This is a genomic window from Mycobacterium sp. 1482292.6, from assembly GCF_001672995.1.
In the GTDB taxonomy this organism is placed as follows: Bacteria; Actinomycetota; Actinomycetes; order Mycobacteriales; family Mycobacteriaceae; genus Mycobacterium; species Mycobacterium europaeum_A.
Genome location: NZ_LZKV01000031.1, coordinates 1 through 25,234, shown reverse-complemented (window position 1 = coordinate 25,234; position 25,234 = coordinate 1). Strand labels below are relative to the sequence as shown.

At 64.0% G+C, this 25,234-nt stretch carries 25 protein-coding genes, 2 tRNA genes and 2 pseudogenes; 10 read left to right on the top strand and 19 right to left on the bottom strand.

Features of this window, described 5'->3' with window-relative positions:
* Nucleotides 1-19 precede the first annotated feature (19 nt).
* From A5624_RS01795 to A5624_RS01750, 10 genes are all read right to left on the bottom strand, one after another.
* Nucleotides 20-889, bottom strand: coding sequence for a patatin-like phospholipase family protein (locus A5624_RS01795; protein WP_066860582.1), 870 nt, complete (start codon nucleotides 887-889; stop codon nucleotides 20-22).
* Nucleotides 890-912: 23 nt separating this feature from the next.
* Nucleotides 913-1,803: a class II glutamine amidotransferase gene (locus tag A5624_RS01790; protein ID WP_066860579.1), complete on the bottom strand. Its 891-nt coding sequence runs from the start codon at nucleotides 1,801-1,803 to the stop codon at nucleotides 913-915.
* A gap of 25 nt (nucleotides 1,804-1,828) precedes the next feature.
* On the bottom strand, nucleotides 1,829-2,302 hold the full coding sequence (locus A5624_RS01785; protein WP_066860576.1) for an SRPBCC family protein: 474 nt from the start codon (nucleotides 2,300-2,302) through the stop codon (nucleotides 1,829-1,831).
* A 19-nt stretch (nucleotides 2,303-2,321) separates the two neighbouring features.
* Complete coding sequence (locus A5624_RS01780) at nucleotides 2,322-3,950, bottom strand: fatty acid--CoA ligase (protein ID WP_066860573.1); 1,629 nt, start codon at nucleotides 3,948-3,950, stop codon at nucleotides 2,322-2,324.
* A 228-nt stretch (nucleotides 3,951-4,178) separates the two neighbouring features.
* Nucleotides 4,179-5,288, bottom strand: a complete 1,110-nt coding sequence (locus tag A5624_RS01775; protein ID WP_066860570.1) for a WD40 repeat domain-containing protein — start codon at nucleotides 5,286-5,288, stop codon at nucleotides 4,179-4,181.
* A 393-nt stretch (nucleotides 5,289-5,681) separates the two neighbouring features.
* Complete coding sequence (locus tag A5624_RS01770; protein ID WP_066860567.1) at nucleotides 5,682-6,452, bottom strand: DUF427 domain-containing protein; 771 nt, start codon at nucleotides 6,450-6,452, stop codon at nucleotides 5,682-5,684.
* A 7-nt stretch (nucleotides 6,453-6,459) separates the two neighbouring features.
* Complete coding sequence (locus A5624_RS01765) at nucleotides 6,460-6,732, bottom strand: DUF6295 family protein (protein ID WP_066860564.1); 273 nt, start codon at nucleotides 6,730-6,732, stop codon at nucleotides 6,460-6,462.
* A gap of 9 nt (nucleotides 6,733-6,741) precedes the next feature.
* A complete protein-coding gene (locus A5624_RS01760) occupies nucleotides 6,742-7,497 on the bottom strand; it encodes a dienelactone hydrolase family protein (RefSeq protein ID WP_066860561.1) in 756 nt (251 codons plus the stop codon).
* A gap of 125 nt (nucleotides 7,498-7,622) precedes the next feature.
* Nucleotides 7,623-8,429 carry a hypothetical protein gene (locus A5624_RS01755; protein WP_066860558.1) on the bottom strand — a complete coding sequence of 269 codons (807 nt, stop codon included), beginning with the start codon at nucleotides 8,427-8,429 and terminating at the stop codon, nucleotides 7,623-7,625.
* Nucleotides 8,430-8,580: 151 nt separating this feature from the next.
* Nucleotides 8,581-9,687: a helix-turn-helix transcriptional regulator gene (locus tag A5624_RS01750; protein ID WP_066860556.1), complete on the bottom strand. Its 1,107-nt coding sequence runs from the start codon at nucleotides 9,685-9,687 to the stop codon at nucleotides 8,581-8,583.
* A 295-nt stretch (nucleotides 9,688-9,982) separates the two neighbouring features.
* On the opposite strand from A5624_RS01750, the gene A5624_RS01745 reads away from it, so the two are divergent.
* Entirely contained in the window at nucleotides 9,983-10,264 is a 282-nt protein-coding gene (locus tag A5624_RS01745) for a hypothetical protein (protein WP_066860553.1), read from the top strand.
* A gap of 95 nt (nucleotides 10,265-10,359) precedes the next feature.
* Entirely contained in the window at nucleotides 10,360-10,752 is a 393-nt protein-coding gene (locus A5624_RS01740; protein WP_066860548.1) for a nuclear transport factor 2 family protein, read from the top strand.
* 105 nt (nucleotides 10,753-10,857) lie between these two features.
* Here A5624_RS01740 and A5624_RS27950 read toward each other — a convergent pair.
* A tRNA-Leu gene (locus tag A5624_RS27950) sits at nucleotides 10,858-10,940 on the bottom strand.
* Between the two features lie 322 nt (nucleotides 10,941-11,262).
* Between A5624_RS27950 and A5624_RS01735 the strand changes: the two are divergent.
* Nucleotides 11,263-11,445, top strand: a pseudogene (locus tag A5624_RS01735) (steroid 3-ketoacyl-CoA thiolase); the annotation flags it as partial.
* A gap of 58 nt (nucleotides 11,446-11,503) precedes the next feature.
* Here the strand turns inward: A5624_RS01735 and A5624_RS29400 are convergent.
* Entirely contained in the window at nucleotides 11,504-12,223 is a 720-nt protein-coding gene (locus A5624_RS29400) for a translation initiation factor IF-2 (protein WP_156748743.1), read from the bottom strand.
* A gap of 232 nt (nucleotides 12,224-12,455) precedes the next feature.
* Between A5624_RS29400 and A5624_RS27940 the strand changes: the two genes are divergently transcribed.
* A complete protein-coding gene (locus tag A5624_RS27940; RefSeq protein WP_156748741.1) occupies nucleotides 12,456-13,052 on the top strand; it encodes a hypothetical protein in 597 nt (198 codons plus the stop codon).
* Between the two features lie 42 nt (nucleotides 13,053-13,094).
* Here A5624_RS27940 and A5624_RS01725 read toward each other — a convergent pair whose 3' ends face one another.
* Both A5624_RS01725 and A5624_RS01715 read right to left on the bottom strand, forming a co-directional pair.
* Nucleotides 13,095-13,946 carry a hypothetical protein gene (locus A5624_RS01725; protein WP_197518895.1) on the bottom strand — a complete coding sequence of 284 codons (852 nt, stop codon included), beginning with the start codon at nucleotides 13,944-13,946 and terminating at the stop codon, nucleotides 13,095-13,097.
* A gap of 845 nt (nucleotides 13,947-14,791) precedes the next feature.
* On the bottom strand, nucleotides 14,792-15,382 hold the full coding sequence (locus tag A5624_RS01715) for a recombinase family protein (protein WP_066860533.1): 591 nt from the start codon (nucleotides 15,380-15,382) through the stop codon (nucleotides 14,792-14,794).
* A 313-nt stretch (nucleotides 15,383-15,695) separates the two neighbouring features.
* On the opposite strand from A5624_RS01715, the gene A5624_RS01710 reads away from it, so the two are divergent.
* Nucleotides 15,696-16,280, top strand: a complete 585-nt coding sequence (locus A5624_RS01710) for a hypothetical protein (RefSeq protein ID WP_066860529.1) — start codon at nucleotides 15,696-15,698, stop codon at nucleotides 16,278-16,280.
* A 32-nt stretch (nucleotides 16,281-16,312) separates the two neighbouring features.
* Entirely contained in the window at nucleotides 16,313-17,761 is a 1,449-nt protein-coding gene (locus A5624_RS01705; RefSeq protein ID WP_197518894.1) for a HEPN domain-containing protein, read from the top strand.
* A gap of 46 nt (nucleotides 17,762-17,807) precedes the next feature.
* On the opposite strand, the gene A5624_RS27935 is transcribed toward A5624_RS01705, so the two are convergent.
* The 5 genes from A5624_RS27935 to A5624_RS01685 all read right to left on the bottom strand — a co-directional run bounded on the left by A5624_RS27935 (nucleotide 17,808) and on the right by A5624_RS01685 (nucleotide 21,621).
* Complete coding sequence (locus tag A5624_RS27935; RefSeq protein WP_156748737.1) at nucleotides 17,808-18,395, bottom strand: hypothetical protein; 588 nt, start codon at nucleotides 18,393-18,395, stop codon at nucleotides 17,808-17,810.
* Nucleotides 18,392-18,589 (bottom strand): AlpA family transcriptional regulator, encoded by a 198-nt coding sequence (locus tag A5624_RS01700; protein WP_066860526.1) that lies wholly within the window; start codon nucleotides 18,587-18,589, stop codon nucleotides 18,392-18,394. Before A5624_RS01700 ends, A5624_RS27935 begins: the two co-directional genes overlap by 4 nt.
* Before the next feature lie 309 nt (nucleotides 18,590-18,898).
* A complete protein-coding gene (locus A5624_RS01695; protein WP_066860621.1) occupies nucleotides 18,899-20,197 on the bottom strand; it encodes a site-specific integrase in 1,299 nt (432 codons plus the stop codon).
* 93 nt (nucleotides 20,198-20,290) lie between these two features.
* Nucleotides 20,291-20,364 (bottom strand) — tRNA-Leu (locus tag A5624_RS01690).
* A 30-nt stretch (nucleotides 20,365-20,394) separates the two neighbouring features.
* Nucleotides 20,395-21,621 (bottom strand): bifunctional 2-polyprenyl-6-hydroxyphenol methylase/3-demethylubiquinol 3-O-methyltransferase UbiG, encoded by a 1,227-nt coding sequence (locus A5624_RS01685; protein WP_066860618.1) that lies wholly within the window; start codon nucleotides 21,619-21,621, stop codon nucleotides 20,395-20,397.
* Nucleotides 21,622-21,804: 183 nt separating this feature from the next.
* On the opposite strand from A5624_RS01685, the gene A5624_RS01680 reads away from it, so the two are divergent.
* From A5624_RS01680 to A5624_RS27105, 4 genes and pseudogenes are all read left to right on the top strand, one after another.
* Nucleotides 21,805-22,134, top strand: coding sequence for a DUF732 domain-containing protein (locus A5624_RS01680; RefSeq protein ID WP_066860523.1), 330 nt, complete (start codon nucleotides 21,805-21,807; stop codon nucleotides 22,132-22,134).
* A gap of 739 nt (nucleotides 22,135-22,873) precedes the next feature.
* Nucleotides 22,874-23,770, top strand: coding sequence for a PE domain-containing protein (locus tag A5624_RS01675; protein WP_066860520.1), 897 nt, complete (start codon nucleotides 22,874-22,876; stop codon nucleotides 23,768-23,770).
* Between the two features lie 57 nt (nucleotides 23,771-23,827).
* The gene (locus A5624_RS01670) at nucleotides 23,828-25,003 is read left to right on the top strand and encodes a PPE domain-containing protein (RefSeq protein WP_066860515.1); all 1,176 of its coding nucleotides are present in this window, start codon (nucleotides 23,828-23,830) and stop codon (nucleotides 25,001-25,003) included.
* A 158-nt stretch (nucleotides 25,004-25,161) separates the two neighbouring features.
* Nucleotides 25,162-25,234: pseudogene (locus tag A5624_RS27105) on the top strand (WXG100 family type VII secretion target); the annotation flags it as partial.

Genomic DNA, 25,234 nt, shown 5'->3' with positions numbered 1-25,234 from the left:
CCTTGCGCGCCAAGCGCATTCACGCGCCCAGGAAGCGGGCGATGGCGGCGGCTTCGCGGCGGCCCTGCTCGCGTCCGGCCACCGCCGACGGAATGCGGCAGTCCGGGTCCAAGGCGTTGGGCCCGAACGCGGCCAGCGAATCGGCATCGGCGAACACGGCGAAGGCCGCGCCGGGGAAGGCCGAGACCTCGGCGGCCGGCCCCGCACCGAACGGCGAGGGAGCGTCGACGCCGGAGGGCACCAGCACCACCGCCGTGTCGCAGTCGGCGGCCACCACGAGGTTGACCGAGCTGGCGACCCCGCCATCCATGTAGTGGCGGTCGCCGATCGTCACCGGCGGCCACGCCCCGGGCACCGCGCAGCTGGCCGCCACCGCATCGACCAGGTCGACACCGGCGTCGCGGTCGAACACGGTCAATTCGCCGGTGGCGACGTCGATGGCGGTGAGCCGCAAGTCGCGGTCCGGCCAGTCGTGCGACGGCAGGCGGTGCGCGATCACGTCCCGGCGCACCGGCGCGGGAACGGTTTTGGTCGCCAGCGCGACGGCCCCGATCCGCTGCATCTGTTGGCGGGTCCTGTCCAGCGATTCCTCGTACGGCTCCCCCAGGGCGGTCAGGAACAGTTCGGTGATCGCCTCGATGTCGACCCCCGAATCGATCTCGGCCGACGACTCGGCGACCTGGCGGTCGAACAGCTCGGCCAGGGTGTGGCCGCTGCTCAGCTGCGCGGCGACCGCCGAGCCCGCCGAGGTCCCGACCAGCACGTCCGACTCGGTCAGCAGCCGGGCCACCGCGGGTGACTCGTCAGCGATGCCCCGCAGAACACCTGTCTCCCAGGCGATTCCCGCTATTCCCCCACCGGCCAGCACCAGCGCGCGTTTGGTTGTCACGCCGTCTACCTTGCCAGCACCGATCAGGCCAGTTGCCGGGTGTTCGGCAGGGCGTGCTGCGACTCCTCCACCGGCGAGCTCAGGTCCTCGCGACGCAGCAGATGTTTGGGCGGGTCGGGCAGGATCATGCTGCGGTGGATGTGCAGATCCGCATCGACATGGAAGAGTTCGCCCGCCGGCAGCAGCCGCCAGCGTGGCTCGTCGTCCATCACCTCGGTGGCGAACACCACCGACGACCGCTCACACAGATGCTCCGACCGGGCGTGAATCCGCTTGGTGCACAAGTCGAATTCCGCGTCATGCGACGCCTCCTCGTCGGATCGATCCAGAATGTAGAGCTGATGGGTTTCGGGGTAGCGCAGCGCCCACATGTCGGTGGCCGTGCTCAGCAACACGTTGACCGCGTAGATGGGAACGTGGTCGGCGAGCCATCGCATGGCGTCGGTGAGGCCGGCGGTGATGTCGCCGTCGCGGGCCCGGATCGACGCGGTGATCAACGCGAGGACCCGCTCGGAATCGGTGTCCCCCAACACCAAATCCTCGGTGCCGACCTCACGCAGCCGCTCGTCGAGGATGTCTAATCCTTCGAGGACGCCGTTGTGCGCGAAGATCCGCCCGTCCTGCAGGAAGGGGTGGGTGTTGTGGATGTCGAGCGAGCCGGTGGTCGCGTATCGGACATGGGCGATGACGGTCGTGCCGGTCATCCGGTGTGCCTCGGTCGCGAATGTGGCATCTTGCCAGGCCGCTATCGGCTCCTTGTACAGGTGCGGCCGGCCGTGTTCGTCGAAGACGCCCAGCCCGGTGCCGTCCGGATTCCGCCTGCTCTGCTGGGCCAGGCTGTCCGGGGCGTCCAGCAGCCAGAAGGTCGCGGTACACGCGTGCGTCCCGGCGTGCAGGCCAAAGAGTCGGCACATGGCTCCCCACGCTAGCGGTCGCGGGTCACGCCGTCAGCAAGGTCGACAGGTGACGCAGCGCCCGGCGCGCGTAGCCCTTCCACAGGCCGCCCAGCACCGGCAGGGCGCGGGCCGTCAGCGGCGAGCGCGGGCGGATGTCCCAGCGCCAGGTGATCTCGGTGCCGCCCGGGGCCGGGGCGAAGACCCATTCGCCGAGGATGTGGTCGACCAGCAGCGCCATCGGGCCGGTGATCTCCGAGAGCCGGTAGCCGAACGAGCGCGGCGGATCGACACTGGTCAGTTCCTCGCGCATGCGGGCACCACCGGCCAGGTGCACGATGCCCGTTTGGCCCGCGGCATCCCAGGCGCCGGTCTGCTCGCGCACCTCCTTGATCGGCGGGAACGGCCCATACCAGCGGTGAAACAGCGTCGGGAGCGCGATGGGCAGCGTGCGGTGAAATGCGTCTGCGACCGCGACCGGGGCGACCACGGACTGATCAACAACGAGCGAATCTGGCACCGGTGTAACGCCTTTCAGCTCAGTCGTGGGCCTCGACCACCTGGTATCCGTCTTCGGCGTACCGCGACCGGATGGTCTTCTTGTCGTACTTGCCGACGCTGGTGCGCGGAATCTCGTCGACGAACGTCCACCGCTCGGGCAGCCACCATCGAACGACCTTGTCGGCGAGGAACTTTCGCAGCTGTCCGGCGCTCACCGAGGAGCCGTCCTTGGCCACGATCACGGCGAGCGGCCGCTCCTCCCAGCGCTCGTCGGGAACCCCGACCACCGCGGCCTCGACCACATCCGGGTGGCCGATCAAGAGGTTCTCCAACTCCACCGAGGAGATCCATTCGCCGCCGGATTTGATGACGTCCTTGGCGCGGTCGGTCAGAGTGACGAAGCCGCGTTCGTCGATGCGGCCGACGTCGCCGGTGCGCAGCCAGCCGGAGTCGAACTTCGACTCGTCGCGACCCAGGTAGTAGGCGCCGGCGATCCACGGTCCGCGCACCTCGACCTCGCCGACGGCGTTGCCGTCGTTGGGCAGCACCTGACCGTCGTCGTCGACGATGCGCATCTCGACCCCGCAGACCGGCTGGCCCTGCGTCCCGCGGAACGCCCAGTGCTGGTCCTCCGGGGTTCCCGGCGGCGGCCACGCCATGGTGGCCAGCGGCGACGTCTCCGTCATCCCCCACAGTTGCCGGATCTGCACGTTGTGTTTTTCCTCGAAGGTGCGCATCAGCGACACCGGGACGGCCGAGCCGCCGCAGACCACCAACCGCAGCGACGACATGTCGTGGTCGGGGTCGTCCTCGAGGTGATGAGCGACGGCGTTCCAGATGGTCGGCACCGCGCCCGTCACCGTGGGCCGCAGGTCCTCGACCATCCGGACCAGCGACCGGGGGTCCAGGTGGCAATCGGGCAACACCAGGTCGGCACCGGCCATCAGCGCGGCGTAGGGCAGCCCCCAGGCGTTCGCGTGGAACATCGGCACGATGGGCAGCACGCTGTCGGTGGCCCCGACCCCGATGCCATTGGTGGTACACGCGCCCATGGTGTGCAGGAAGCTCGAACGGTGGCTGTAGACAACGCCTTTCGGGTTGCCGGTGGTGCCGCTGGTGTAGCACATCGCGGCCGCGGAGTTCTCGTCGATGTGCGGCCAGTCGAACTCGGTGGGCTCGCCGTCAAGGACGTCGGTGTAGCGCAGCACGGTCTTGCCGGCCCCCTGCAGCGGCTCGGTGTCGTCGCCGACCACGATCACCGTGTGCACGGTCTCGAGGTCTGGCAGCACGGGCGCGAGCAGTTTGACCAGTGACGCGTCGACCAGCACCACTTGGTCTTCGGCCTCGTTGGCGACGAAGGCGATCTGCTCGGGGAACAGGCGAATGTTGAGGGTGTGCAGGACGGCGCCCATCGACGGCAACGCGAGGTATGCGGTGAGGTGTTCGGCGTTGTTCCACATGAACGTGCCCACCCGCTGGTCACCGGTGATACCGAGGCGGCGTAGTCCATTCGCCAGTTGCGCGGCCTGCTGACCCAGTTCCCGATACGTCGTGCGCCGGTATCCGTCCCCGGTGAAGGTGGTGACGGTGCGTTCCCCGTGCACGGTGCAGCCGTGCCGCATGATCGCGGTGATCGTCAACGGAAAGTCCTGCATGGTGCCGTCCATTGATCTACCGCCCTTACTCTCAGCGCAGCACCGCCCGTGTCGGCGACCGCCTCTTACCCTAAGCCCGAATTCAGGGTGAGTGGCGGCATCTACCGGGCCGAAACGACCCCGATCGAGCGTGCAACCAAGGCTTTGAGTGTGAACGCTGGGCGGCGACACGCCGACAAACCCCGACGAGGATTCACACTCGGCGCCGAGGATTCACAGACGCACAGGACCCCGGTGATGCTAGGCCAGCACCGGCTCCCACTCCGGCAGCTCGGGCAACCAGCCGGCGATAGACAGGTCCCGCTCGCCGGCGCGCGGCAGCGGTGTGGGCGAGGCGATGCGCGCCGCGGTCACCACGCCGGAGTAGTCGGCGACGTAGAGATGGGCGCCGTCGGGGCTTTCCACCACGCAGGACGGGTGGTGGGACACCTTGACCTCGCCGACGACCTCTTGGCGATGGGTGCTCAGCACCGTGATGCGGTCATCGCTGACCAGGTAGGCGCGCGCGCCGTCGCGACTCAGCGTCATCCTGGTGAGCGGGCCGGTGATCTCGGGCACCTTGTGGGTGCCGACGATCTCGGTGGCCCGGGTGTCGACCACGTCGAGCACCGCGCCCGCGACGGGATCGCAGCTCGCCACGTACGCCGTGGCGCCGTCGTCGCTCAGCGCCACGTCCCGCACGGGCAGACCAAGGTCGATGACGCCGACGATGCGCGACCGGCCGCCGACCCGGCGGTTGTCGGAGCGCGTGCGGGTCTCGATCATGGCGAGGCTGCCGCCAGTCGGCCCGTTCATGCCGACGTACAGGCGCCGGCCGTCGGCGCTGACCCGCACGCATTCGGTGGTGGTACCGGTTTCGGCCGCCAGCTCGATCACCTCGAGCTCACCGGTGGTGGTGTCCAGCACCGTCACGTCGGCGCCGCGAACCGCGTTTCGGCTGGCGTACAGGTACCTGCCGTCCGGGCTCACCGTCAGGCCGCTCACGCTGTGCGCGAGCCGGTGCGTGGCGATGCGCCAGTTGGTGACGACGTCGATGACTTCGATCGCGTCATAGCCGGCGGTCGCCGTGCTGACGTAGGCGTAGTTGGCGTCCGCGCCGTTCATCGCGATTGCGAAGGGCTCGGCCAGGCCGGTGACGGTGCTCGAGACGCGGCAGGTCTTGGCGTCGACGACCGACACCATGTCGCGGCCGTAGTTCGTGACGACCAGCCGGCGCCCGTCGGGGCTGATGTCGATATCGCTGATCGGGCCGTTGTGCAGTGGGACTCGGATCACCGAGGTGGTGTCCACCTCGAAGGCTCGCCCGTCTCGTTCGTGGTGCGCGGCTGTAGGGCCGTTCACATCGTTCACGTTTGATACCGCCTTTGCTGTGGTTGTCGGCTCTAGTGGTCGAGTGTCGACGCCGCCGAGATGTTTCGCGGCGATCCGACCATCGGATCCACCGGCTTTCAGCACCGAAAGGCACTGACGAGACTGGTTTTCGGTAGTCTACTGGCCGCACATCGCCGCAAAGCAGGTCAGGAATGCTCGACGTTAGCTACGTCACTGTTCGCACTCAGGTTCTGCTCAGACTTCCAATCACGCTGTACCGCAGACGCTTACCCGTAGCGAAAGTGAGGCAAACCCGCTTCCGGCGGATTTCACCCGGGCCGCTAACCGCCCACGTGAACGGGCCTACGGCGGATTAGTAAGGAATTCTCAGGCTTAGAAGGGCGAGGAGGGAAAGATCACACCTTGCCGCCACTAGCTGAACTGGGTCTGCGGGCGAGCCAATCTGGCGCCGTCGACGGTGAGGTCGAGTTTTTCGTTGTAGAACGCGATCAGACCGGCGATCTGCCCCACCGCCGGCAGCGGATAGTGGTAGGTCCACGCCAAGTCCTCGTGCAGGGCGTCGCCCACCCGTACCGACCAATAGCCCGACGTTACTCCCTTATACGGGCACAGTGTCTGCGTCGCGCTGGGTTCCAGGTGCTCGAAGGCCACATCCGTCGGATCGATGTAATACCTTGTGGGCAAACCGGTTTCGAACAGTAAAACGGGAGAAGTGGTGTCTGCCAACGCAATGCCGTCGAGTTCGACCCGCACGTGGCGGTGCGAGCGTAAGGCGTCGACGCGTGCGTACGGGTTGCGCGGGTGACCGTAGATCGGCTCGTCTTCTTCGAACCAGCGCAACGGGTTCCATTCGAAGCGAACGGTACCGGCCAACGCGCCGCCGCCGTCGGCGTCGAACACCCGCGCGGCGGACTCGTGCGTCTGGCCGGCGCCCACCAGTGAGTACAACCGAGACGGGCCGAATTGCACCTTCTGGGCGTGGTTTTCGTCGCGCAGGAACTCGGTGCGGACGTCGGCGAGCGGGATGTAGTACTGCGGGTAGTAAGGGACCTCCCACACGTACCGGGCGCCGGTGGTGTCGAAGACCAGCGCATCGCCGAGGTAACCCCGAACGCGCCGCGGGGCGGGTTCGATCCGGCCGCGGGCGGCAGCCATGTCGGGGTAGTCGCGTTCGGCGCTCATCGCTGACCTACTGATCCTTGGAGGCCAGTCCGGCCGGTGCGTGGCCGATCGCTTTGTGGATGGCGTCGGCCAGCGCCAGCGCGCTCTCCTCGGTCAATTCCAGGGCCACCCGCGCCGACGGGCCGAGCTGCGGGTTGATCACGTCGATGTTGACCGTGTGGCCGTAGGGCGCGTGGACGGGATGGTCGACGTACACCGTGGCGCGGCTGGCCCCGAACCATCCCGTCGCGCCCTTGCCGCTGCCGTCGATCTCGACGTGTTCGGTGAGATAGGTGCACATGGCAGACGCCTAGCCTTTCAGGTGGGTGGCGAAGAACTCATCGATGCGCCGCCACCCGTCCACCGCGGCCTCCGGCCGATACGCCGGACGGTCGACGGAGAAGAACGAATGGCCCGCACCCTCATAGGAGTGGAACTCGTGCGGCTTGCGGAGCTTGGAGAGTTCGGCGTCCAGGGTGGCCACGGCGGCGGGCGCCGGGAACCGGTCGTCGAGGCCGAACAGGCCCAGCAGCGGACAGCTGAGGTTGCCGGCCAGGTCAAGGATCGGCTTCATGGCCTTGGGCATGCCCTCGGGCGGGTCCTCGACGATGAACGCGCCGTAGCAGTCCACCGCCGCATCGAACGGCAGTGAGCAGGCGGCCAGGTAGGCGTGCCGTCCGCCCGAACAGTGCCCGATGACGCCGAACTTGTCGTTGGCGCCCGGCAGCGATCGCAGGTGCTCCACCGCGCCCGCGACGTCGCCGACCAATCGTTCGTCGGGCACCCCGCCCGCGGCCCGCGCCGCGGCGGCCGCGTCGTCGGGCGCGGCACCCGGGGCCTCCCGCGAGTAGAGGTTGGGCGCAACGGCGTTGTAGCCGCTGACGGCGAGCCGGCGGACGAACTCCTTGGTTTCGCGGTCGTATCCGGGCATGTGGTGGATCCACACGACGCCACCCCGCGATCCCTGCGCGAGCGGCACCGCCTGGTAGGCCTCGATCTCGTCGCCGCCGTGGCCGGTGATGGTGATGGTTTCCGCGCGCATGGCGTCCGCGCTGGGTGCGTTCATCGCGACTCCCTTTCTCCGCTCCGGCGGAGAACCCGTCATGGGGTGCCCTTGACCGGATGCGGAGCGCGTGCGTCGGTTCGGGGCCGCTCCGCCGAGAACCAACGTAGCCCAACCGCGGTGGGCGTTCAGTGCCGCTTGTCGCGCACCTTGTAGGTCGATGGCCACGACTTGCGGGACTCGTCTCCGGTCAACGGGGTGCCCATCCCGCCGACCTTGACGGCGTAGGCCTCCTTGCCCGGGCCCACCTCTCGATTGGCGTGCTCCTGGGCGAGGAAGTAAAGCTCGTCGATGGTGGCTTCGTCATAGGCGACGAACGAGGTTTCCCGTGCGACGTCGTCGATCCCGACCAGCATCCGGTCGGGCAGCAGTCGCGACGCCACCGCCGTGAGCCCCAGCAGCCCGAAGGGAATGATCCAGTAGCACAGGAAGAACAGCGGGGTCTTCGTGTCCAGCATCAGGGCGGCGGTCGTGCCGGCCGGGCCCGCGGGGCCCGCCAGGATCGACGGGATCGCCGAGGACACCGTCATCGCGGCGAACGTCGCTACCCAGAGCCAGCTGAGGATCTTGACGATCCGGCCGAACAGCTCGGTTTTGATGATGTCGGGGGCCTGTTCGGCGGCGGCGAACTCGGCCACGAACGGCTTGCCGACCAGCACCCCGGTCAGCGTCACCAGGAAGATCCCGGCGTTGCTCAGCGGCAGTATCCACCGCTGCAGGAATGACTCACTGAGCGCGAAGGTCAGCGCGGCGAGGACCAAAAGCACTGCGACGGAAGCGAAGTCAAAGAATTGCCACTTCCTGCCGGCCACGCCGCCGGCGCCCAGGCTGGCGGCGGCGATCGCCAGCGCGACCAGCACGGCCGCCGCGAACGGGACGTTACCGACGAGTACCCAATACACGATCCACGGCGCGAGGCCGAACAGCATGCCCATGCTGGGTCAGTGTATGAGTGGCGGTTTGCGGCGTCGTCGGCGGCAGGCCCAAAACCTTGGTCCGCGATCGGCGGACCTGAGGGGACAGGGCGTGAGTCAAACGTCCTTGTTGGCGGCCAAATACGGTCGGGTGCACAGCGGGCCCGCGTGACTACGGACGTAGCACGAGTAGAAGGCGGACCAGCTGAGCTTGGCGGTGCGTGTCGGTTTTGTCGAAGACATGTTGCAGATGAGTGCGAACCGTCGTCACTGAGACCGACAGCTCCTGTGAAATTTCCTTCAAGCCCGCGCCATGCGCGATGCGCAAGGCAACGTCTGCCTCGGCATCGGTGAGGCGGTAGAGCCGCCGCAACAACACCGCAGGGGGTTCAGGCTCGTCCTCGGGGTCGATGATGAGAACCAAGGCCTTTGGCTTCCTCAGTGGCCCATCGGCATCACGGCAGTGGGATGGCAGCACATGGACGACATACGGCCGCTTACCGGAGGGGCGAATAGAGATGAGCGACCGCTCCGCCCGAATGGTGGAGCATCCGCCTCGAAGCGCGTCGTCTATGGCGCGATGCAGCTCTCGTTCAGTGTGCGCGCTCGTCGCAGCGATGCATCCTGACCGCATGCAAAACCCATCTCCGGCGCGGAAAATCCGTTCCGCAGCCGAATTCATTTCTTTAACTAAGTGTTCGTGGGAGACGACGACGACGATTCCGTGCCGGACAACCTCCAGTGCGTCCGCCAGCTCCGCAGTGGTGTGGCTAAGAGCGGCAAGCTTGTTTTGTGTGCGCACGGCCTGTTGCAGGTGTGGAACCAGGCCCCTCATCAACTTCACACGGTCAAACGTGTCGAACGACTCGGTGCGTCTCGGTGCCCCGACGATGAAACACGTCGGTGTGGGCCCACCCGTCAGCCGGACGAACATCCCGTCGCCAAGTTCGAGGGGATGCAACCACTCTTCGTAGAACTCCGACTTCGACACGAGCGGCATCAACTCCGTCCCCGTCCGTACCGCGGCGACCGGGCCTCGCCCGACGGCGGCAAGCACGTGATCGAAGCGGTGGTAGTACTCCACGTAGCTCTTGGCGGCGGCCGCGGGAAGGGTCGAATCGAGAACGGACCAGACCGTACTGTCTGCCAAAAACAACCCGCTGGCTGTCCCGTCCAGCGCGCGGCGAATCGAACCCAAGGCCGCCTCCCAGCGATCAGGAGTGACCGCCGCAGCGTAGATGCCAGCTATCAGGCGGGAGAAATCCTCGACAGTAACCACGGCCGGGGCTTCGATTCACCGGTTGGTATCCGCATCGATTCGCCTTCCTCGCTGTATACCTCCCGCAGGCTTCAGCAAAGGATAGTCGGATCCCGTTCGGATCGAAATGTCATCCATATAGATGAGGTGTTTGCCCACCTCATGATGCTTCCCTTGAAGTGTTCGATCCCTGTGACTCCCAGTCGGAGCCAGCAATCACCAGAAGGCATCCGCCATGTTGCACCTACTACCCAAGTCGCACTCCCCAGCCGGTCGGTCGGCGCTCGATGTCGAGCCAGCTCCGGCCGCGACGGGCATGCCGATCGACCGCCCGGATACCGGTCAAGCGACCACCGACGCCGCCCGAAACGCCTCGTCACCGGTTGTGATCAGCGAATCGGAGGTCTTGTTCAACACCGCAGTGGCCGCCGCAGCGGTGTCGCCGGCAATGATTCATCGTCACTGGTCTCGTGCAGCTTTCATATCAGCCATCGGCCATATCCACTTCAGACTGCCCGAGCCGCGGCCTGTCTATCCGCGGCGTTACACCAGCTATTTCGAGGATGGACGGATGTCTCGCATGATGGAGCACCTCTGACCAGGCGATGCGCGCTCTAGCGCGTTTCAGTCGGACGCTGGACCGGCCATGTCGGTCACGGCCGAAACATCGGACTATCACGAAAGGCAACGGGAATGTCAGAGCAAGAACAGAACATGAAGCTGATCAAGAAGGGGTACGAAGCCTTCAACGCTGGTGACGGCGACACGGTGATGAGCCTGTTCGATGACAACGTCGAGTGGATCCAGCCGGGCGACAGCGCCATCAGCGGCAGCTACCACGGCAAGCAGGAAATAGCAGAGCTGCTGGCCAAGATGAGTGAGAAGCAAGCTTCTGTCACGAGCGAGCGCATGCTCGCGGACGGCGACTTGGTAATCATGCTCGGCCAAACCACCGTGGCCGGCGAAACCACGGACGCAGCAACGGTATTCACCGTGCGCAACGGTCGCACCGTACGGGTGCAGGCATACGGCGACACCGCGGCGCTGGAGCGCATCTTCGGCAAGAAGGCGGCGGCGACGGCCTGATCACCCGTCGCAGGCCTACTCTCCGACGAAGCAGCGGCCCGTGACCCGCTCGGGGGCGGGCCGACTGCTCTGGGTAATGGACAGCGACGTCCAGCCAATTTTTAGTGCCCCCAGTCGGACTCGAACCGACACTGGGCGGATTTTAAGTCCGCGGATTCAGGGGTTTGCCAGTGTTGGCATCCGTTGGCACACTTGCAGAAAGTGCAGATAAACAGGGATTATGCCTGTATTTTCGTTGGTGGGATTGGGAGCGTTTCGGCGCCATGTGCATACAGTCCGTTTACAGGATGGTTCGCGACCAAGCCATAGGCGGTAGCAGGAACCGAAAGGGGCACCCGCCATCCCTCCCGGTGACACCGCGAAATTGAAGTTGGTCAATCAGCTAGTCAATGGGACCAGCCCTCGTCTCGGACTTCTAGCAACAGTGGAGGACCACGAAACCCCTGTTCCGTCATAGCTTGTCCGTCGTGCTGGCCTGGGCCAATGGCGTGGATACGGGAAAGCAACATCCTGGCGCGGACCAACGTGAACGGTGGTGCAATCGCACTAGGCCACCCGCTGGGTGTCAGCGGTGCCGGCATCATGACGACCCTTGTCAACGCCTTGGAGCAGCGGGGCGGTCGCTATGCCTTGCAGACGATGTGCGAGGGCGGCGGCATGGCCAACGCCACCATCATCGAGCGGCTAGGGTAGGCGGCTCCGCCCTGGTCCAACTCGGCGCAGCGGACTGGAGCGGCAAACATCTCCACGGTCAGCCTGCGGCGTGGTTCCGCCGCCATTGCTGGACCTCGGCAAGGGCTTCTGATGATGAGAGATGACCATCGCAGTACCGCTGAAAAATAGTGTCCCGCCGTGCATCAGGCCGACCGTGGGTGACGCGGAGCCCAGCCTCGTCGACCGTTATGCCAAGTCGCGACAAATCAGCCGCTAACTGTGCCTTAGTACCGTCATGGGTAAGCCGAATCCATCGGATGATGGTCTCGTCATTACCATGAAGGCCATTCAATTGGGCGGCTGCCCATTGTTGGTGCTTCTGCTTAGCCTTCTTCATCTCCCAGGCGTAGAAGTCACCTTCGGGTTCGCCGAGACGGTCCGGACGACAGGGGATTACGGCCTCGTAAAGCAGCACCCGAAGCACGGGTGACATCCAAGCAGTCGGCTTGCCATCGGACTTCTTCTGTGGCAGTTGCGCTTTCACACGCGCTAGGTCAGCAGCGAAGGACAAGCCGTCGGCATCCGACCCAGCGGACACAGCGGCAGACCGCCCGTACAAGCCAGGGTCGATTGCAACATCGGACAATTGCTCCGAGGGGGTCGAGACATCAGCCGCGAAATCCCGCAACATATCTCGCACAACAGGGGCTTCGATCTTGCTCCCTGCTGATTGCACATATTCGCCACGTTCCCGCAGCGTCTCGATGGCCCGTGTTGATGTCCAACCGAGCCGCTTCGCAAGTTCGTGGACTCGCATCAGCGGCGACCGCCGGATTTTGGAGCGGTCGCGGATGAAGGGCTTCGGTACTGCTTGATGACTGCGCGGTCTATGCTCATAAACGTCCTTTGGTTGGTGAGACGACTCGGGGACAAGCTGCCCCCTCCGTTGCCGCGGATTTGGGGGCAGCTTTTATTTTCCTCGTGCCTAATAGATTTCTGCAGCGAAGGCAACGCTTAGCCCTATATAGGCAACACTTAGACTGTGTGACGTGTCACGCGGCTTTGGCAAGTTGCAGCGTCGAGTGCTAAATGGCTTGTTGAGCCGACGCAGCTATGACCGCTATCCACTCACGCAGCAATACCCCTACGACCACCTCTTTGACGAGTCAGCAGTGCCACGGGCCGCACGCGCCCGATGGCGGTGGTACACCGTCGACCTGCTCGATCTTGTCCCGAGCGGTGCGACAAGAAGCGACCGCGTCAGCTTGCATCGAGCTATCCACGGCATCGCCGATCGGGGGCTCGTAGAAGTGGCTGATCGCATGCCCTATGGTCAGCCGTTCGCTCCATATCTCGAATACGGCGGCTTGGCCGTCGGCGGCGTCGACTTGAACGAACTGAACTCCGTTGACGACCGCTGGCCCAGACATCCCGGTAGGGCCCTGTGGTTTCGGCTCAGCCTGCCAGACGATCTCGACGACATTCCCCGCGACGATCAGATCCTCATCCTTGGCGACATTGCAGAATTTCGCCCAGACCCATTCCTCGATTTTGTGGAGGCGATAGATCACGAGAAACGGTGGGCGACGCCAATGGGTCAGTTCTTAGTCTGGCTTTTCTGCGGACCCAAAGAGTTTGGCGGTTAAGTCTTTACCGTGACGCTGGGACGCCAGGATGGCATTCCGGAGCTAGTCATTTCCGTATTCCTCTCCTGGGAAGTCGAAATCGTCACCAACCGCCTCGAACGTGAGAGGCAATTCCGCGAGCTCGAGCAGTTCGTAGCCATCTAGAACTAGGCGGCAATTTGCGCAACTAAAATATTCGGCGTCCACAGTGAGCTCAACCCACTGGTCGTAGTCGTCCTCGCCCGTCTGTTCAAACTTGACCTCGTAATCGCGGACTTCCTCGCCTTCTAGCAGCCCTTCTTTACTGCACGCCGGACACGGTGCGCCGTCGGAGTGTGAGAGCCCAGCTCTAAGGTCTTTTGGCTTTGCGAACTCGCGTTCTACCCACGCCGGGGGATTGTGGCTGCCTCGTAAGCTGAGGAGTTGACGGGCGTGTTCCAACAAGCTCTCGAGCCTATTCTCCAAATTCTTAGCATTTAGCGACAGATACCTCTCGACGCGTCCTACTCGATCGCTTCCCACCAGACCGTCGAGGTCGTGGTCTAGGTGATCAACCAAAATCGAGACTTGCGCCCAAAATCGCGCCCACCAGGCGTCCTCGGGGAGACCTTCAAAACCGATACCCGCACCGTGCAGGTACTCATTTCGCGCCTGTGCGATCTGAAATGCCTCTTTTTCGTTGAATGGCTTGAACGCTTTGTGGCACCGTCCGAACAAAGTGTGGGCGGGAATGCTACGGAAGCGGGCATCGCCAGCAATCGCTCCCGCCGCGATGAGGAGGTTGTTTCCGTCTTCTTGCGGTGTCGCTATCAACAGCGGCGAAAGACGCGACAGAGCAGCTTTAGCGAGCAGTTCGAGAGCGAGCGATCCCCAGAGTGCGCGTTCCTCGAACGTCCGAGGCTCGTCGTCATCCATCGCATGATTAAGGAAGAGCTTGGACTTGAGCCACAGAGCATCGTGATCGTACGGAGCCGTCATAGTTTGCCCTCGGTGAGAAATGAAATCCGGCTAAGGGCTCGATCCTCATCACCGGGAGAGTTAGCCGCTGCGCGCCCGTGGACAGTGCGCCGGTTGTCGATAACAAGCACCTGGTTAGCGGCGGTCCATTCGTACTTCTCGGCGTCATCGGACAAGCGGACGAAATAGTCAGACAATTGCCGCGCCCGCTGGTCACAGGGCGTCATGCAACCAGGGTCGAACCGGACACCTGGACCGAGGCCAGCGGTGGTGTAGAAACTTTCTCGTCCGTTCTTAACAAGAAATACCCCATGGTTAAGGTGGGGTGGCCACCGCGCCGGGCGACCTTTCGACCGGAATACGTGACTGACGAGGGTGGGCACAGGCGTCGGATTGGCTGCCACAAGAATGACGATGTCTGGTGGATGCCGGATATGCGCTCCGTCGGTGTGTAGTGGCTGCCTGTCGAGGCCGTGAATTGCGCTAAGTGACCTTCGGGGTGCCGCCGCCTGACTGGTTGGTCGCAAAACCGATACGGGAGGGCCACTTGTTCGATTTGGGACTTCACGCCAACCGTGGCGAAGTCCTGCTGACCTGACATCCTCCACCGAACCATTGAGACTGCACCACCCGTCCCGACGGGCAGTCTTCGCCGCCTCCTGAAGATCCAAAAGAGTCACAAAACTCGACGGTAACATCTAAAAGACATTCGCCAAGCGACAACGAATTGCAGATTCCGGTTGGTTTAGTGGAGGCTTAGGCCAGCCGAACGCGCTAAGCGACATGACCCAAAATGTTGCAACTCAATCGACCTCGGCTAGCACACGATAGACGGTTGCACGGCTCACACCCAAAGCCTCCGCGATAGTGCGAGCGGGTTCACCATTGGCGTGCATCCGCTGAACTAGGGCAGCGTTCGATGCGTTGAGTTTCTTGGGCCGGCCAATTGCCTGCCCGCGTGCCCGCCGGGCCTCTCGCGCGGCGGATCGGCGCTCACGGCCAAGCTCGAGCTCAAGTTCCGCCAGGCTTGCGAGCACTCCAGCCACCATTCGACCAGTCGCATTGGCCGTGTCAATGCCCTCGCGAAGGGAACGCAGCACGATCCCACGCTCCCCTAGCTCGCGGATCGTTGTCATCACCTCAGCGGCATTGCGGCCCAAGCGGTCGATACCAACAACCACAATTGCGTCACCCTCGCGTGCATAGTCGAGAAGCGCCGCGAGGCCGGGTCGCTGCTCGCGGGTTGAAGTTCCGGACAGCTTGTCGCTGTAGAGCCGGTTGGCGTCGACGCCCGCAGTGGTGAGTGCATCGACTTGCTGGTCGAGGGATTGGTGCCCAGTGCTGACGCGGGCGTATCCGAGTTGAGTGCCCATGGCAGTCGTTGAAGTGGCCATGGATTAAGCGTGTCTCATAAGTCTCATAAATGCAACTATTGATACCACGGTTTTGAGTCGACTTTTGCGACAGCATGAACTGGTAATTCCGCTACAGCAACCTAACTCAGTTCAGTGGTCTCAATTCTTTAGTTCTGAAACTGCCTTAGGACACGGCTAGCCCAGGCCATGGCCGTCGAGGTGTTTCGCAATGCCGCAGTGGCGAGTCGCGGAAGTCTTGGTAAGCAGCCCCTTCACCTGCGGACTGCTTGGCGTTACACATCAGGTAGGAAAGTGGCTTGCTCCGTTCTCCTCCCGGGCAAGATGACTAGATATGGCGGACTATGCGATCCAATGGGACGGCAAGACCGTCACGCTTCCACCTGCTGGCCCCATCAACCCAGACGGCGTCTCGTGGGCATGGATACGAGACGACGACGGCAACGGCATCTACGACCTTCGTCTGTTGGAGTTTGCGGACGCAACCTTCGCCGCATACGGGAAGCGGGTGGGAAGCATCTCAGTCCCGTTGGTGCTGATACCCCGGCCAGACAACCCATTCGACAGCGACGCCGTTTCAATCGCACTACCCAAGGCGTTGGGCGGCAATAGGGAAGAACGATGTCTTGGTTACCTTTACCGGCACACAATCGAGTACTGGGGGATAGCCAACGGCGGCAGCAAGGACCTCGTGAAACGGCTCGCCGCCCTCTGTGGAGACGGCGAAGTTCACTTCACCGCAGTCATGTCGCGCGACAACGACCCCGCTGATACTGAAAAATATCGATGCCTCTACGACGAGGAGGGCTGGGACATCCCCTACCGCATCCCGGATTTGACTCTCGATCTGCCGAAAGCGCGGATCATGGGAGCCGCGATCAGAGACTTCCTCCCGGGGCATGAAAAGGACTCTCGTTAGAAGCTGAACCAACAGCAAAGGAGGTACGCGGCTTGCCCAGCCGGGGATTTCCATCGGATCCGACGAGTTGCTTAGGACAATTCTGGCACCCGCATGCCCCTGAAATACAGCGGACAGGCGTTGTGCGAGTCGAGGGAACCCGGGTTGAACTTGAAGTCAGTCCAGCCCTCACTCCGAACTATGTTTTCACCCCGCTCAGCGGCGGAACCACAGCGATCTCGCACGCAGATGACCCCCTCGACATGGTGGTCCTTGGTTCAGTCTCCGAATCGCCTTCATTGCTTAGTCTCTGGGGAGTCAGGACGAGACGACGGCATTCAATCGGTCTGCCGTTCCCTGGTCAACAGCAACCCGAATCACATTTGCTCACTGCCGAATGGTGCATCTTGAAATCGCAGCTTCCCGACCCAGGCATGCGATTCCATGGCATTCGAGCCGATTTCGGCAACCTGACCCAGTGGGCGAAGTTGCCAGGCATCACCTGGAACTACGTTGTTGGGAGCCGCAAGATGCTGTGGTCGTACGAAGATGTGGACCACCTTGATGCGCAGCTTTCGTCAGGCGACGGGTACGTCACTCTTGGTTCGGGTCTTTCGTTCAGCTTCCCAGACCTACATGGTGCGCGTCAGTCGACCTCTGCCGACTTAGAAGTCGAGTTAAACGCTGGCTGGACGTTGTCAGATTGCTTCCGGCGCTTCACGATTCCAGTCGCCACCGGGCTCACCCTCCTTAGCGGCAAACGTTGCAGCCTCAGAACACTGTCAGTTTGGTCCCAGGACAACGACACTTGGAACTCAGTTCATGGACGGCATGTCGAGCCAGACACGCCCATCGCCTCCGGCGAGCTACTACTTGATCGCGAACAGATGGGACTCGACTTCATAACGCGGTGGCTCGCAGTATGTGAACGCATCAGCCCGGTGCCGCAGATTCTCGCCGCTGTTGTTACTGGAGAGATGCCGACGGTTGAAGCCGAGGCACTCGCCCTGGTGACCGCAATGGAAGCGCTACACCGCACCTTGGCTCCGGGAGCACGCCGCTTCACGCAAGCCGAGGTCGACCAGGCAACGGATGGGTTGGCCGCCGCTTCCATGCCCGCCGAGGTACGGAAGTCTTTTACCGACGCGCTCCGCGACTGGTGGCCGGAGTTTAGCTACCCCATGCGAATACGCGCACTCGCAGAACCTGTGGCCGCTGCGGTACCGCAATGCGTTGGGCGCTTAAATCGTTGGAAGAATGCGGTCGTCGAACAGCGGGTGTCATTGGCCCATGGCATCAACTCCGGTGGCAACAGAACTGAGAGTCTGGTCAAGATGCACGCACTGAACTTGTCTATTCGCTGGATGCTGTTGGTGCGGCTGCTTCTCCTTGCTGGCGTGACACCGGAACTGCTGAAGGCCGCGACCGACCAGTCTGAACTCTTCAGGCAAGAACGCGAGGTATGGCAGACGCACTGGCCAACTGTGTTCGGGTCCGTTTGAGCCACATCAGATAGGCGACGAGCGGCATTGCCTGGGGGGAACCCCTTCACCGCCCTTCGTCGGACACACCCGGCAAATCCGGCCCTCTCTCCCCGGCAATTTTGTGTCCATGCATTTTCAATTTCAAATTGGTCAGATCAATATGTGCGTCGTCGCTCTGCAAGCCTCGGTGTGACGCTCTCGCGATCACCCCGTCTGAAGCGCTGAACGTATAGCGTTGTAAACACTCAGTGTTGACATTCGCGTCATCGAGTGCTTCAGCGCAACCCACTGTCCAGCGTATTTGCGTCGCGCCTCTATTGATCTTTCTTTGATCCCGATGAACCTTGCAAACCTTAAGACGGTTACCGAAGCTCATTTCGATGAAATCAGCTGGAGGCATCAGACACTCGGTGCAAGATGCCTCGTCGAGCCATCCCTTTCCGACAGCGGTACGTATTGCGCGGTCAATGTCCTGCCGGCACTTCCCCATCAAGCCGGCCAGCTCGCCACGGTCGAACTGTGCATGTCCGCTTGGCCCGACTCGCGAATAGGCCATGCACGCCACCTTGAGCCACAGGGGCTGCGCTAGCTCCAATGCGCGTCGTTCCCAACCCGCCTGGGAAGCTTTGACCCACGGGGCTTCGACCGTCATTGTTGGTCGCCCTGGGTGCTGATGGCTCGCTGAGTACTGATCCAGTCTTCCAGCGCATCAGCGGGATACACGACGATCTTCTTGCCCAGCTTGAACGACGGCGGACCCTCTCCACGGTGACGCCACCAACGCAGGGTGTCCTCGGATATTCCGGTCTTTTCATGCACCTCGCGGGTGCGAAGTAGTTCGCTCACTGCTGCTCCAAACGTTCGAAATGGTCTATGCCCAAAGGGGCTTCACTGCCCGCGCTGCGAGAGTGATTCAGAGAAGCAATGCTTCGACTCCTTCTGTCCCGTGAATCCTGGACAATGCTGTTCTGCGTGCTCGTTTCACCAACGCACCCACCGTATGCCCACCCGTTGGACTGTAAGCCAACAATTTCGGCGTATACCGGGAACTCAGTCCGCGGCTGGATTGCCCTGTGCCGTAACTGCCATACCCATTTGCACCGGACAAGCTGCAACGTCGTGGAGTAGTGGCGGTGAGGGCCTGGAATGGCCGTCCTACACAGCCGCCATCCGCCTCGCTGCCGTCATGGCCTTGGCTAGAGCTTCAGCCACCCCGGCCAGGTCATCACTCATGAGATGCCCATAGAGGTCCAGCGTCATTGCCGCCGTGGCATGGCCAAGCATGTGTTGCACAACCTTTACGTTTGCGCCAGCCGAGATGGCTAGAGATGCGCAGGTATGGCGTAAGTCGTGTGGCGTGATGGCTGGGAAGCCCGGCGTTGTTGCCTCCCCGCTGTCGGCCAGTTCCTTCTCACGCTGCGCCTTGGTGCGGGCCTGCAACGCCTTCAATGCGTTGTCGAACGCCCAGCGGTACTCCCCCAGCGGTAGGTGCCCACCCTTGCGGCTGGGGAACACGAACGCATCCGGCTCGCCGGATAGCTCTTCCTTGAGGTGATCCCAGACTGGCCCCGGCACTGGAACACGACGCGTCCGCTTGGTCTTAGTGGCTGTCTCCACGATGCCCTGCCCCTGCACATAGGTGGCGGAGTTGCGAACCGTAATCTCCCTGTTGCCTATGTCCCTGCGGCGCAACGCAGCAGCTTCACCAAACCGAAGACCGCAGTAGCCGAGAATCAGAGTCATGGCCTCGAATCGTGCTGTCTCCCTTGCGAAATCGAGGAGTTGAGCGTGTGTGAGGTAGTGCTGGTCAGCCTCGGGCGGTTCCGGCAGATCGTGGCGGCGGTTGATCTCTGCGACGACATTCTTGGATGCCAGCCGAGCCTTGATCGCGTACTTGAACACTGCCCCCATGAGCTGGTGTGTCTGCCGGATGCGGCTGGCTGATAGCGGGGTACCAGCCTGCGAACCGTTCACCGACAGGCCAGCGAACCACGCGGAGAGTTCCGGGTAGGCGATCTCCTTCATTGGGGTATCGCCCCACCTGGGCAGTACCAGCGTGTCCAGAATCGAGCGGTAACCGATCAACGTTTTTGGCTTGCGCTGCGCCCCCTGCTTGGTCGTGTACCAACGCTCCGCCACTACCTGGAATACGTCGACGCCGACATCTGGGCTAACCCATTGGTTAGTGACTACCCTCCCGCGTTCCATGTCAGACCATGCTTTGGCGTCGGCCTCGATGCGGAACCGCTTGGCGTGCGGCTTACCGTCGTCTCCGACGTACCAGCCCCGCCACCGCTTGCCGATGCCTTGCGGCCTGCCTTTGCCCTCAGCCCACGGTCCCGTCGCGAGCTTGGACGGGCTGCCGTCGCTGTTTTTCCACAGGTCAATCACCCCGCCCGTGCCGGGGGTCCTCTTGATCGGTGTGAGCGGCCTCTCGACCACCTCGGCAGGCATCTGCACGACCTAGAGTTTACAACCTGCATACAGGTAACCTGCCAACGGTTCGTGATCCAGCCAGTCAAAAACCCTTGATCTGGAGCTATACGGTGCCCCCAGTCGGACTCGAACCGACACTTGACGGATTTTAAGTCCGCTGCCTCTGCCAATTGGGCTATGGGGGCCCGTCGCGAATGTAGCCGACCGGGGACCGGCTATCCGGCCGGGTCGGCGTTCAGCGCCATGGCCAGAAAGTCCAACCGCCATAACCCTTGGAACAGCTTGTGGCCGAAATCTCGCAGCAGAGCCCGGTGCTCATCGGGGACGGCACCCGCGCGTCCCACGGATTCGATGATCTCGGCGATCGTACGGCGGCCGTCGACGTGTTGCACGAAGGGCAACTGGGCCGGGTTCAGCTTTTGCTTGCCGCCCGGCCAATGGATTTCGTCGCCGGACAACAGGCACGCCGTGCGCAGCAGCGGGACGTAACCGAATGAGGCCGGTGACGCGAAATCGATCGTGTACTGCTCCGTGGGGCGCTCGGGGCGGCAGGCCAGAAAGAAATGGGTGGCGTTCGCCGGCTGCAGGCGCTCCATCACGGACCACAGTTCGGCCTCGGGCAATCGGCCAAGCGCAGATTGGAATCCGCTTGCCGGCGTGAGCATCTCGTGCGAGTAGTACGGCGACTTGTGAAACCATGACTGGAACGCGAGTCCGGCGGCGGCGACCAGGTCGAGGCATTCCGCAACGGTGTAGCTGCGCGCCCGGGGATGCAGGAAGGTATCGACCAGGGCGCCGTCGGAGACCAGGTCGCGGGCCGCCTTGAGATAGCCGCGCACCGGGTGGTCGGCCGGCAACATCGCGATGGCCTCTTTGACCAGTTGGACCGACGCGTCGTCCTGCGCCAGCTTGAGGTCTCGAAACACCGATTCGAGCATTTCGACGCCGATCCGGCCGTACTTGGCGTACAGCATGACCGCAAGCGCCCCGTCGCGGCGCAGGCACGCGCCCAGCGCAGTGAGCCCGGCCAGCGGGTCCGCCATGTGGTGCAGGACTCCGCTGGAAACGATCAGGTCGAAGTCGCGCCCGAGCGCCGACACCTCTTCGATCGGCAGCAGGTGCAGCTCCAAGTTCTGCAGCCCGTGCTTGTCCTTGAGCCGGTTGTGCTGGTTCAGCGCATTCTGGCTGACGTCGATCCCGACCACCGTCGCGCCGGGATTTTTGAAAGCGAACAGGGCGGCCTGGAAGGTGCCGCAACCCGCGATCAGGATGTCGAGGTCCGGCTTGTAGTCGCGGTCCGGCCACAACACCCGGTGAGCCCAGAACGGATCGAACCAATCCCAGTGGCTTTCGCACCACGCCGCGAGGTCGGCCACCGGGGGCGGATACTCCCACCGATCGTATTGGCGGGAGACGGCGTCACCCCGCGGATCGTCGGTCACTACGGCGCTGGCTCCTTCGCACGGGCGGGTTTTGCTGCCTTGTTTGGCGGTGGCGACCAACTTACAAGCCTTCGCCGATATCCGGGCGAGGAGAAACGCCTGGTTAACTCGTCGAGACAGATTTGCCGGACGCAATTAGGATTCGATTCCTGCACGCACGAATTGGCGCGGAGGAGTCGACGAGTGAAAATCACGGCACGGTGGGCCGCGCGGGTCGCTATCGCGGCGGCCGGCGTCGTCGGCATGGTCGCCGCGCCGATCGCGAGTGCCGACCCCGCGGATGACCAGTACCTGCAGACGCTGCATTTGCGCGGACTCAGCTGGGCGGATGGCGCCGACCAATCGATGATCAATGTCGGGCATGCCGTGTGCACGGACTTCGATGGCGGGGACACCGCGGCTCAGACCATCGGCGATGTGAAGAAGTCGCTCGGGTTGAGCAACGGCGGCGCCAACATCATCGTCGGAGCGGCGGTCGCGGCGTACTGCCCGCAAAACCGCAGCAAATTGTAGGGGCCACCAACAGCGGCGGCGGCACCGTCGTCGTGGTGCCGCTGCCGCTGTTGGCGGCCACCCACTGCCCGGAATTTCCGGAGCCTGGTCTCTCACTCCGCCTCGCCGCTCGCGGGTTTGCTACCTGACACCGGGAGCCGCACCACCTAACCGCCGGGAGCGAAGGTCCGCGGTCCGCGACGGCCATGGCGTCGTGTGCGTCACAGCGGGCCCGGCGGCACGCTATTCGGGCACCCAGCGCAAGCTCTGGCCAGTTTGCGTGACACCGCCGCGCGCTGGCGCGGCCAGAACCGCAATTCGGGTCGATTGGACTCGCCCGGAATTTCGGCCACGGTCGAACGTCAACGGGCGCTTGGGGATTTGGCACGTCTGCGGCCGAACGTCGAGCCGCCGGGGCGCCGGTACACGCCAGCGACCCGTCGGCGTTACCGCCGGAGCGCCATTTGCCACATGTCTAACGTGCGGCTCGGACGGCCGTCCGCTAGGATCCGCGCGCCGCGCGCGGTTTCCTGTTGCGCCGCCCGAGCTCAGATGACGTCCCGGTATCGCCCGACAGAAGCTTGTTAAAACTACGACACTCGGCGTTAAGAAGCCGTAAACGGCTGTCACGTGTGCCTTTTCGGCGGGAACGTGGGGTCGGTGGATAGCTAGCCTTTCCCCAACGCACAGGGGACGTGGCGTAAACACACAGGCCGGCTCGCCGTAGGGGGTCGGTCCGTTCCAACACTAGGAGCAACGGATGTCATTTCTGACGACACAAACCGAAGAGATGTTAGCCGCGCAGCAGCTGCTCAGCGGGATCAACACCAACCTGGCAGCGCAGAACGCGGGCGCGGCGTCGGCGACCACCGTGCTTGCTCCCGCGGCGGCCGATCCGGTCTCGGCCCAGCAGGCAGCAATCTTCTCGGCGTACGGCACCCAGTACCAGACCGTCGCCGCCGAGGCGCAGGCGCTGCTGGAGCAGTACTCGCAAACGCTGGGCATCAGCTCCAATGCCTACGGCGACACCGAGGCCGTCAACGCGAGCCAGGCCACGATGCAAGCTCTGGACGCCCCCGTCAGCGCCGCCGCGGCCACTCCGTCGAACACCCCCCTCGACTTCCTTTCCTGGCTGCTCGGTAGCACCGGAAACGGCACCAACCCGAACATGCTCGGCGGGATATTCGGCCTGTCGAGTAACGGCGCCAACATCTTGAACATCGGTGCTGGCAACTGGGCCTCGGCCGCGTCCAACCTGATCGGGCTCGCCGGTGGTGGTCTGCTCGACACATCCGCCGACGCCGCGGGCGCCGGACTGGCCTCGGATGTTGCCGCCTCGCCGGGGCTCGGCGCCACCACCGTCGCGGCAGGCGGCGCGGGCGGCATGAGCGCGATGCCGGTGGCCTCGATGGGCTCGGCAACCATGGTCAGCAACCTCGCGGTGCCGCCGAGCTGGGCCGGCGCGTCGGCACCGGTGGCCACGCCGGTCAGCGCGATCCAAACGGCGGGCTGGACCGCGGCCGCGCCGCAGGCGGGCGCGGGCACGGTCATCCCCGGCATGCCGGGAATGGCCTCGGCGGCGCGCAGCAGCGCCGGCTTCGGTGCGCCGCGTTACGGCGTGAAGCCGATCGTCATGCCGAAGCCGACGGCCGTCTAAGCAGCGGTCACCCCCAGACGTCGCATTCGAACAGACAAAATAAGGAGCGGGACAAAAATGGTTCTAAGTTTTGCGGCAATACCCCCGGAGATCACCTCCTCGCTCATCTACTCCGGTGCGGGCGCCGCGCCTTTGATGGCCGCCGCGACGGCCTACGCCAACCTGGCGGCCGAGATCAGTACCACGGCGACCCAGTGGGAGTCGATCATTTCGCTGCTCACCAGCGAGCAGTGGACGGGCGGGGGCTCGGCGGCGGCCGCGGCGGCGGCTCAGCCCATCGTCACCTACCTGACCGAGACGGCGTCGACGCTCGAGCAGGCGAGTGCCCAGGCCACGGCGTCCGCGGCGGCGTTCGAGGCGGTGTTCGCGGCTGTGGTGCCGCCGCCGGTGATCGCCACCAACAGGGCCACCCAGGCGGCGCTCGTCGCCTCCAATGTGCTGGGCCTGAACACGCCCGCGATCGTGGCGCTCGACACCCTGTACGCCGAGTACTGGGCCCAGGACGCCGCCGCCATGGCCGCGTATCAGGCGGCATCGGCCGCGGCCGGGGTGCTCACGCCGGTGACGCCGCTGACCTCGACCACCGACCCGGCGGCCGCCGCAACCGTGGACAACGCCGCCCTCGCGGGTGACGCGGCGGGCGGCACGGTCCAGGCGTTGGATGCTCCCATCTCCAGTGCGGCGACCCTGGCGGCGCCGACACTGCCGTTCACAACCGACGGGCTCCTGGGTTCGATCGACAACTTCCTCGGCACACCTTCCGTCCTCAACGCCATCAACGGCGCGGTCAACACCGCGGCCTGGTTCACGATGATCACCATCCCGACGGCGGTGTCGCTGGGCCACACCCTGGGCACCGTGCCGGCCATCGCCGTCGGCGACGTGGCGCCCGACGGTGTTGCGGGCATCACCGAGGGCACCATCGTCAACTCGGTGAGGCCGGTGGGTGGCCTGGGCGCCGCGACATCGGCGGCCGTCGGGGAGGCCTCCATGGTCGGCCGCCTGTCGGTGCCGCCCGGTTGGTCTGCGGCCGCCCCGGCGACGCAACTGGTTTCGGCGACCGCCCCGCTCGAGGGCTCGGGTTGGACCGTCGCGTCCGAGGCGGCCGAGCCGGTCAGCGCGATGCCCGGCATGCCCGGAATGGCGGCGGCGGCAAAGGGTGCCGGCGCGTACGGGTCCGGCCCGCGGTACGGCTTCAAGCCGATCGTCATGCCCAAGCAGGTCGTCGTCTAGTAGGTCCGGTGATATGGGAAGAAGGGGGTACATGTCACCCATTTGAGGCGAGCAATTAACCGGCAGGCCGTAACCTGTTTACAACTCGGCCACCACTGCATCAAATACAACTGTTAAGACTTCGGCGAACTGAAGCTTCAAGATAGGAGACAGTCGACATGGCAACACGTTTTATGACCGACCCGCACGAGATGCGGGCGATGGCGGGCCGCTTCGAGGTGCACGCCCAGA

Coding starts and splice junctions, on each gene's coding strand:
- A5624_RS01765 (WP_066860564.1), bottom strand. CDS start 6,732: ATGTGCACCTATCTCACCGAACACGTCGAGATCGACGGCAGCGGCAAG.
- A5624_RS01710 (WP_066860529.1), top strand. CDS start 15,696: ATGGCGGACTATGCGATCCAATGGGACGGCAAGACCGTCACGCTTCCA.
- A5624_RS01740 (WP_066860548.1), top strand. CDS start 10,360: ATGTCAGAGCAAGAACAGAACATGAAGCTGATCAAGAAGGGGTACGAA.
- A5624_RS01675 (WP_066860520.1), top strand. CDS start 22,874: ATGTCATTTCTGACGACACAAACCGAAGAGATGTTAGCCGCGCAGCAG.
- A5624_RS01745 (WP_066860553.1), top strand. CDS start 9,983: ATGCCGATCGACCGCCCGGATACCGGTCAAGCGACCACCGACGCCGCC.
- A5624_RS27935 (WP_156748737.1), bottom strand. CDS start 18,395: ATGACGGTCGAAGCCCCGTGGGTCAAAGCTTCCCAGGCGGGTTGGGAA.
- A5624_RS01715 (WP_066860533.1), bottom strand. CDS start 15,382: ATGGCCACTTCAACGACTGCCATGGGCACTCAACTCGGATACGCCCGC.
- A5624_RS01755 (WP_066860558.1), bottom strand. CDS start 8,429: ATGGGCATGCTGTTCGGCCTCGCGCCGTGGATCGTGTATTGGGTACTC.
- A5624_RS01695 (WP_066860621.1), bottom strand. CDS start 20,197: ATGCCTGCCGAGGTGGTCGAGAGGCCGCTCACACCGATCAAGAGGACC.
- A5624_RS01760 (WP_066860561.1), bottom strand. CDS start 7,497: ATGAACGCACCCAGCGCGGACGCCATGCGCGCGGAAACCATCACCATC.
- A5624_RS01670 (WP_066860515.1), top strand. CDS start 23,828: ATGGTTCTAAGTTTTGCGGCAATACCCCCGGAGATCACCTCCTCGCTC.
- A5624_RS01780 (WP_066860573.1), bottom strand. CDS start 3,950: ATGGACGGCACCATGCAGGACTTTCCGTTGACGATCACCGCGATCATG.
- A5624_RS29400 (WP_156748743.1), bottom strand. CDS start 12,223: ATGCGAGTCCACGAACTTGCGAAGCGGCTCGGTTGGACATCAACACGG.
- A5624_RS01725 (WP_197518895.1), bottom strand. CDS start 13,946: ATGGATGACGACGAGCCTCGGACGTTCGAGGAACGCGCACTCTGGGGA.
- A5624_RS01790 (WP_066860579.1), bottom strand. CDS start 1,803: ATGTGCCGACTCTTTGGCCTGCACGCCGGGACGCACGCGTGTACCGCG.
- A5624_RS01770 (WP_066860567.1), bottom strand. CDS start 6,452: ATGAGCGCCGAACGCGACTACCCCGACATGGCTGCCGCCCGCGGCCGG.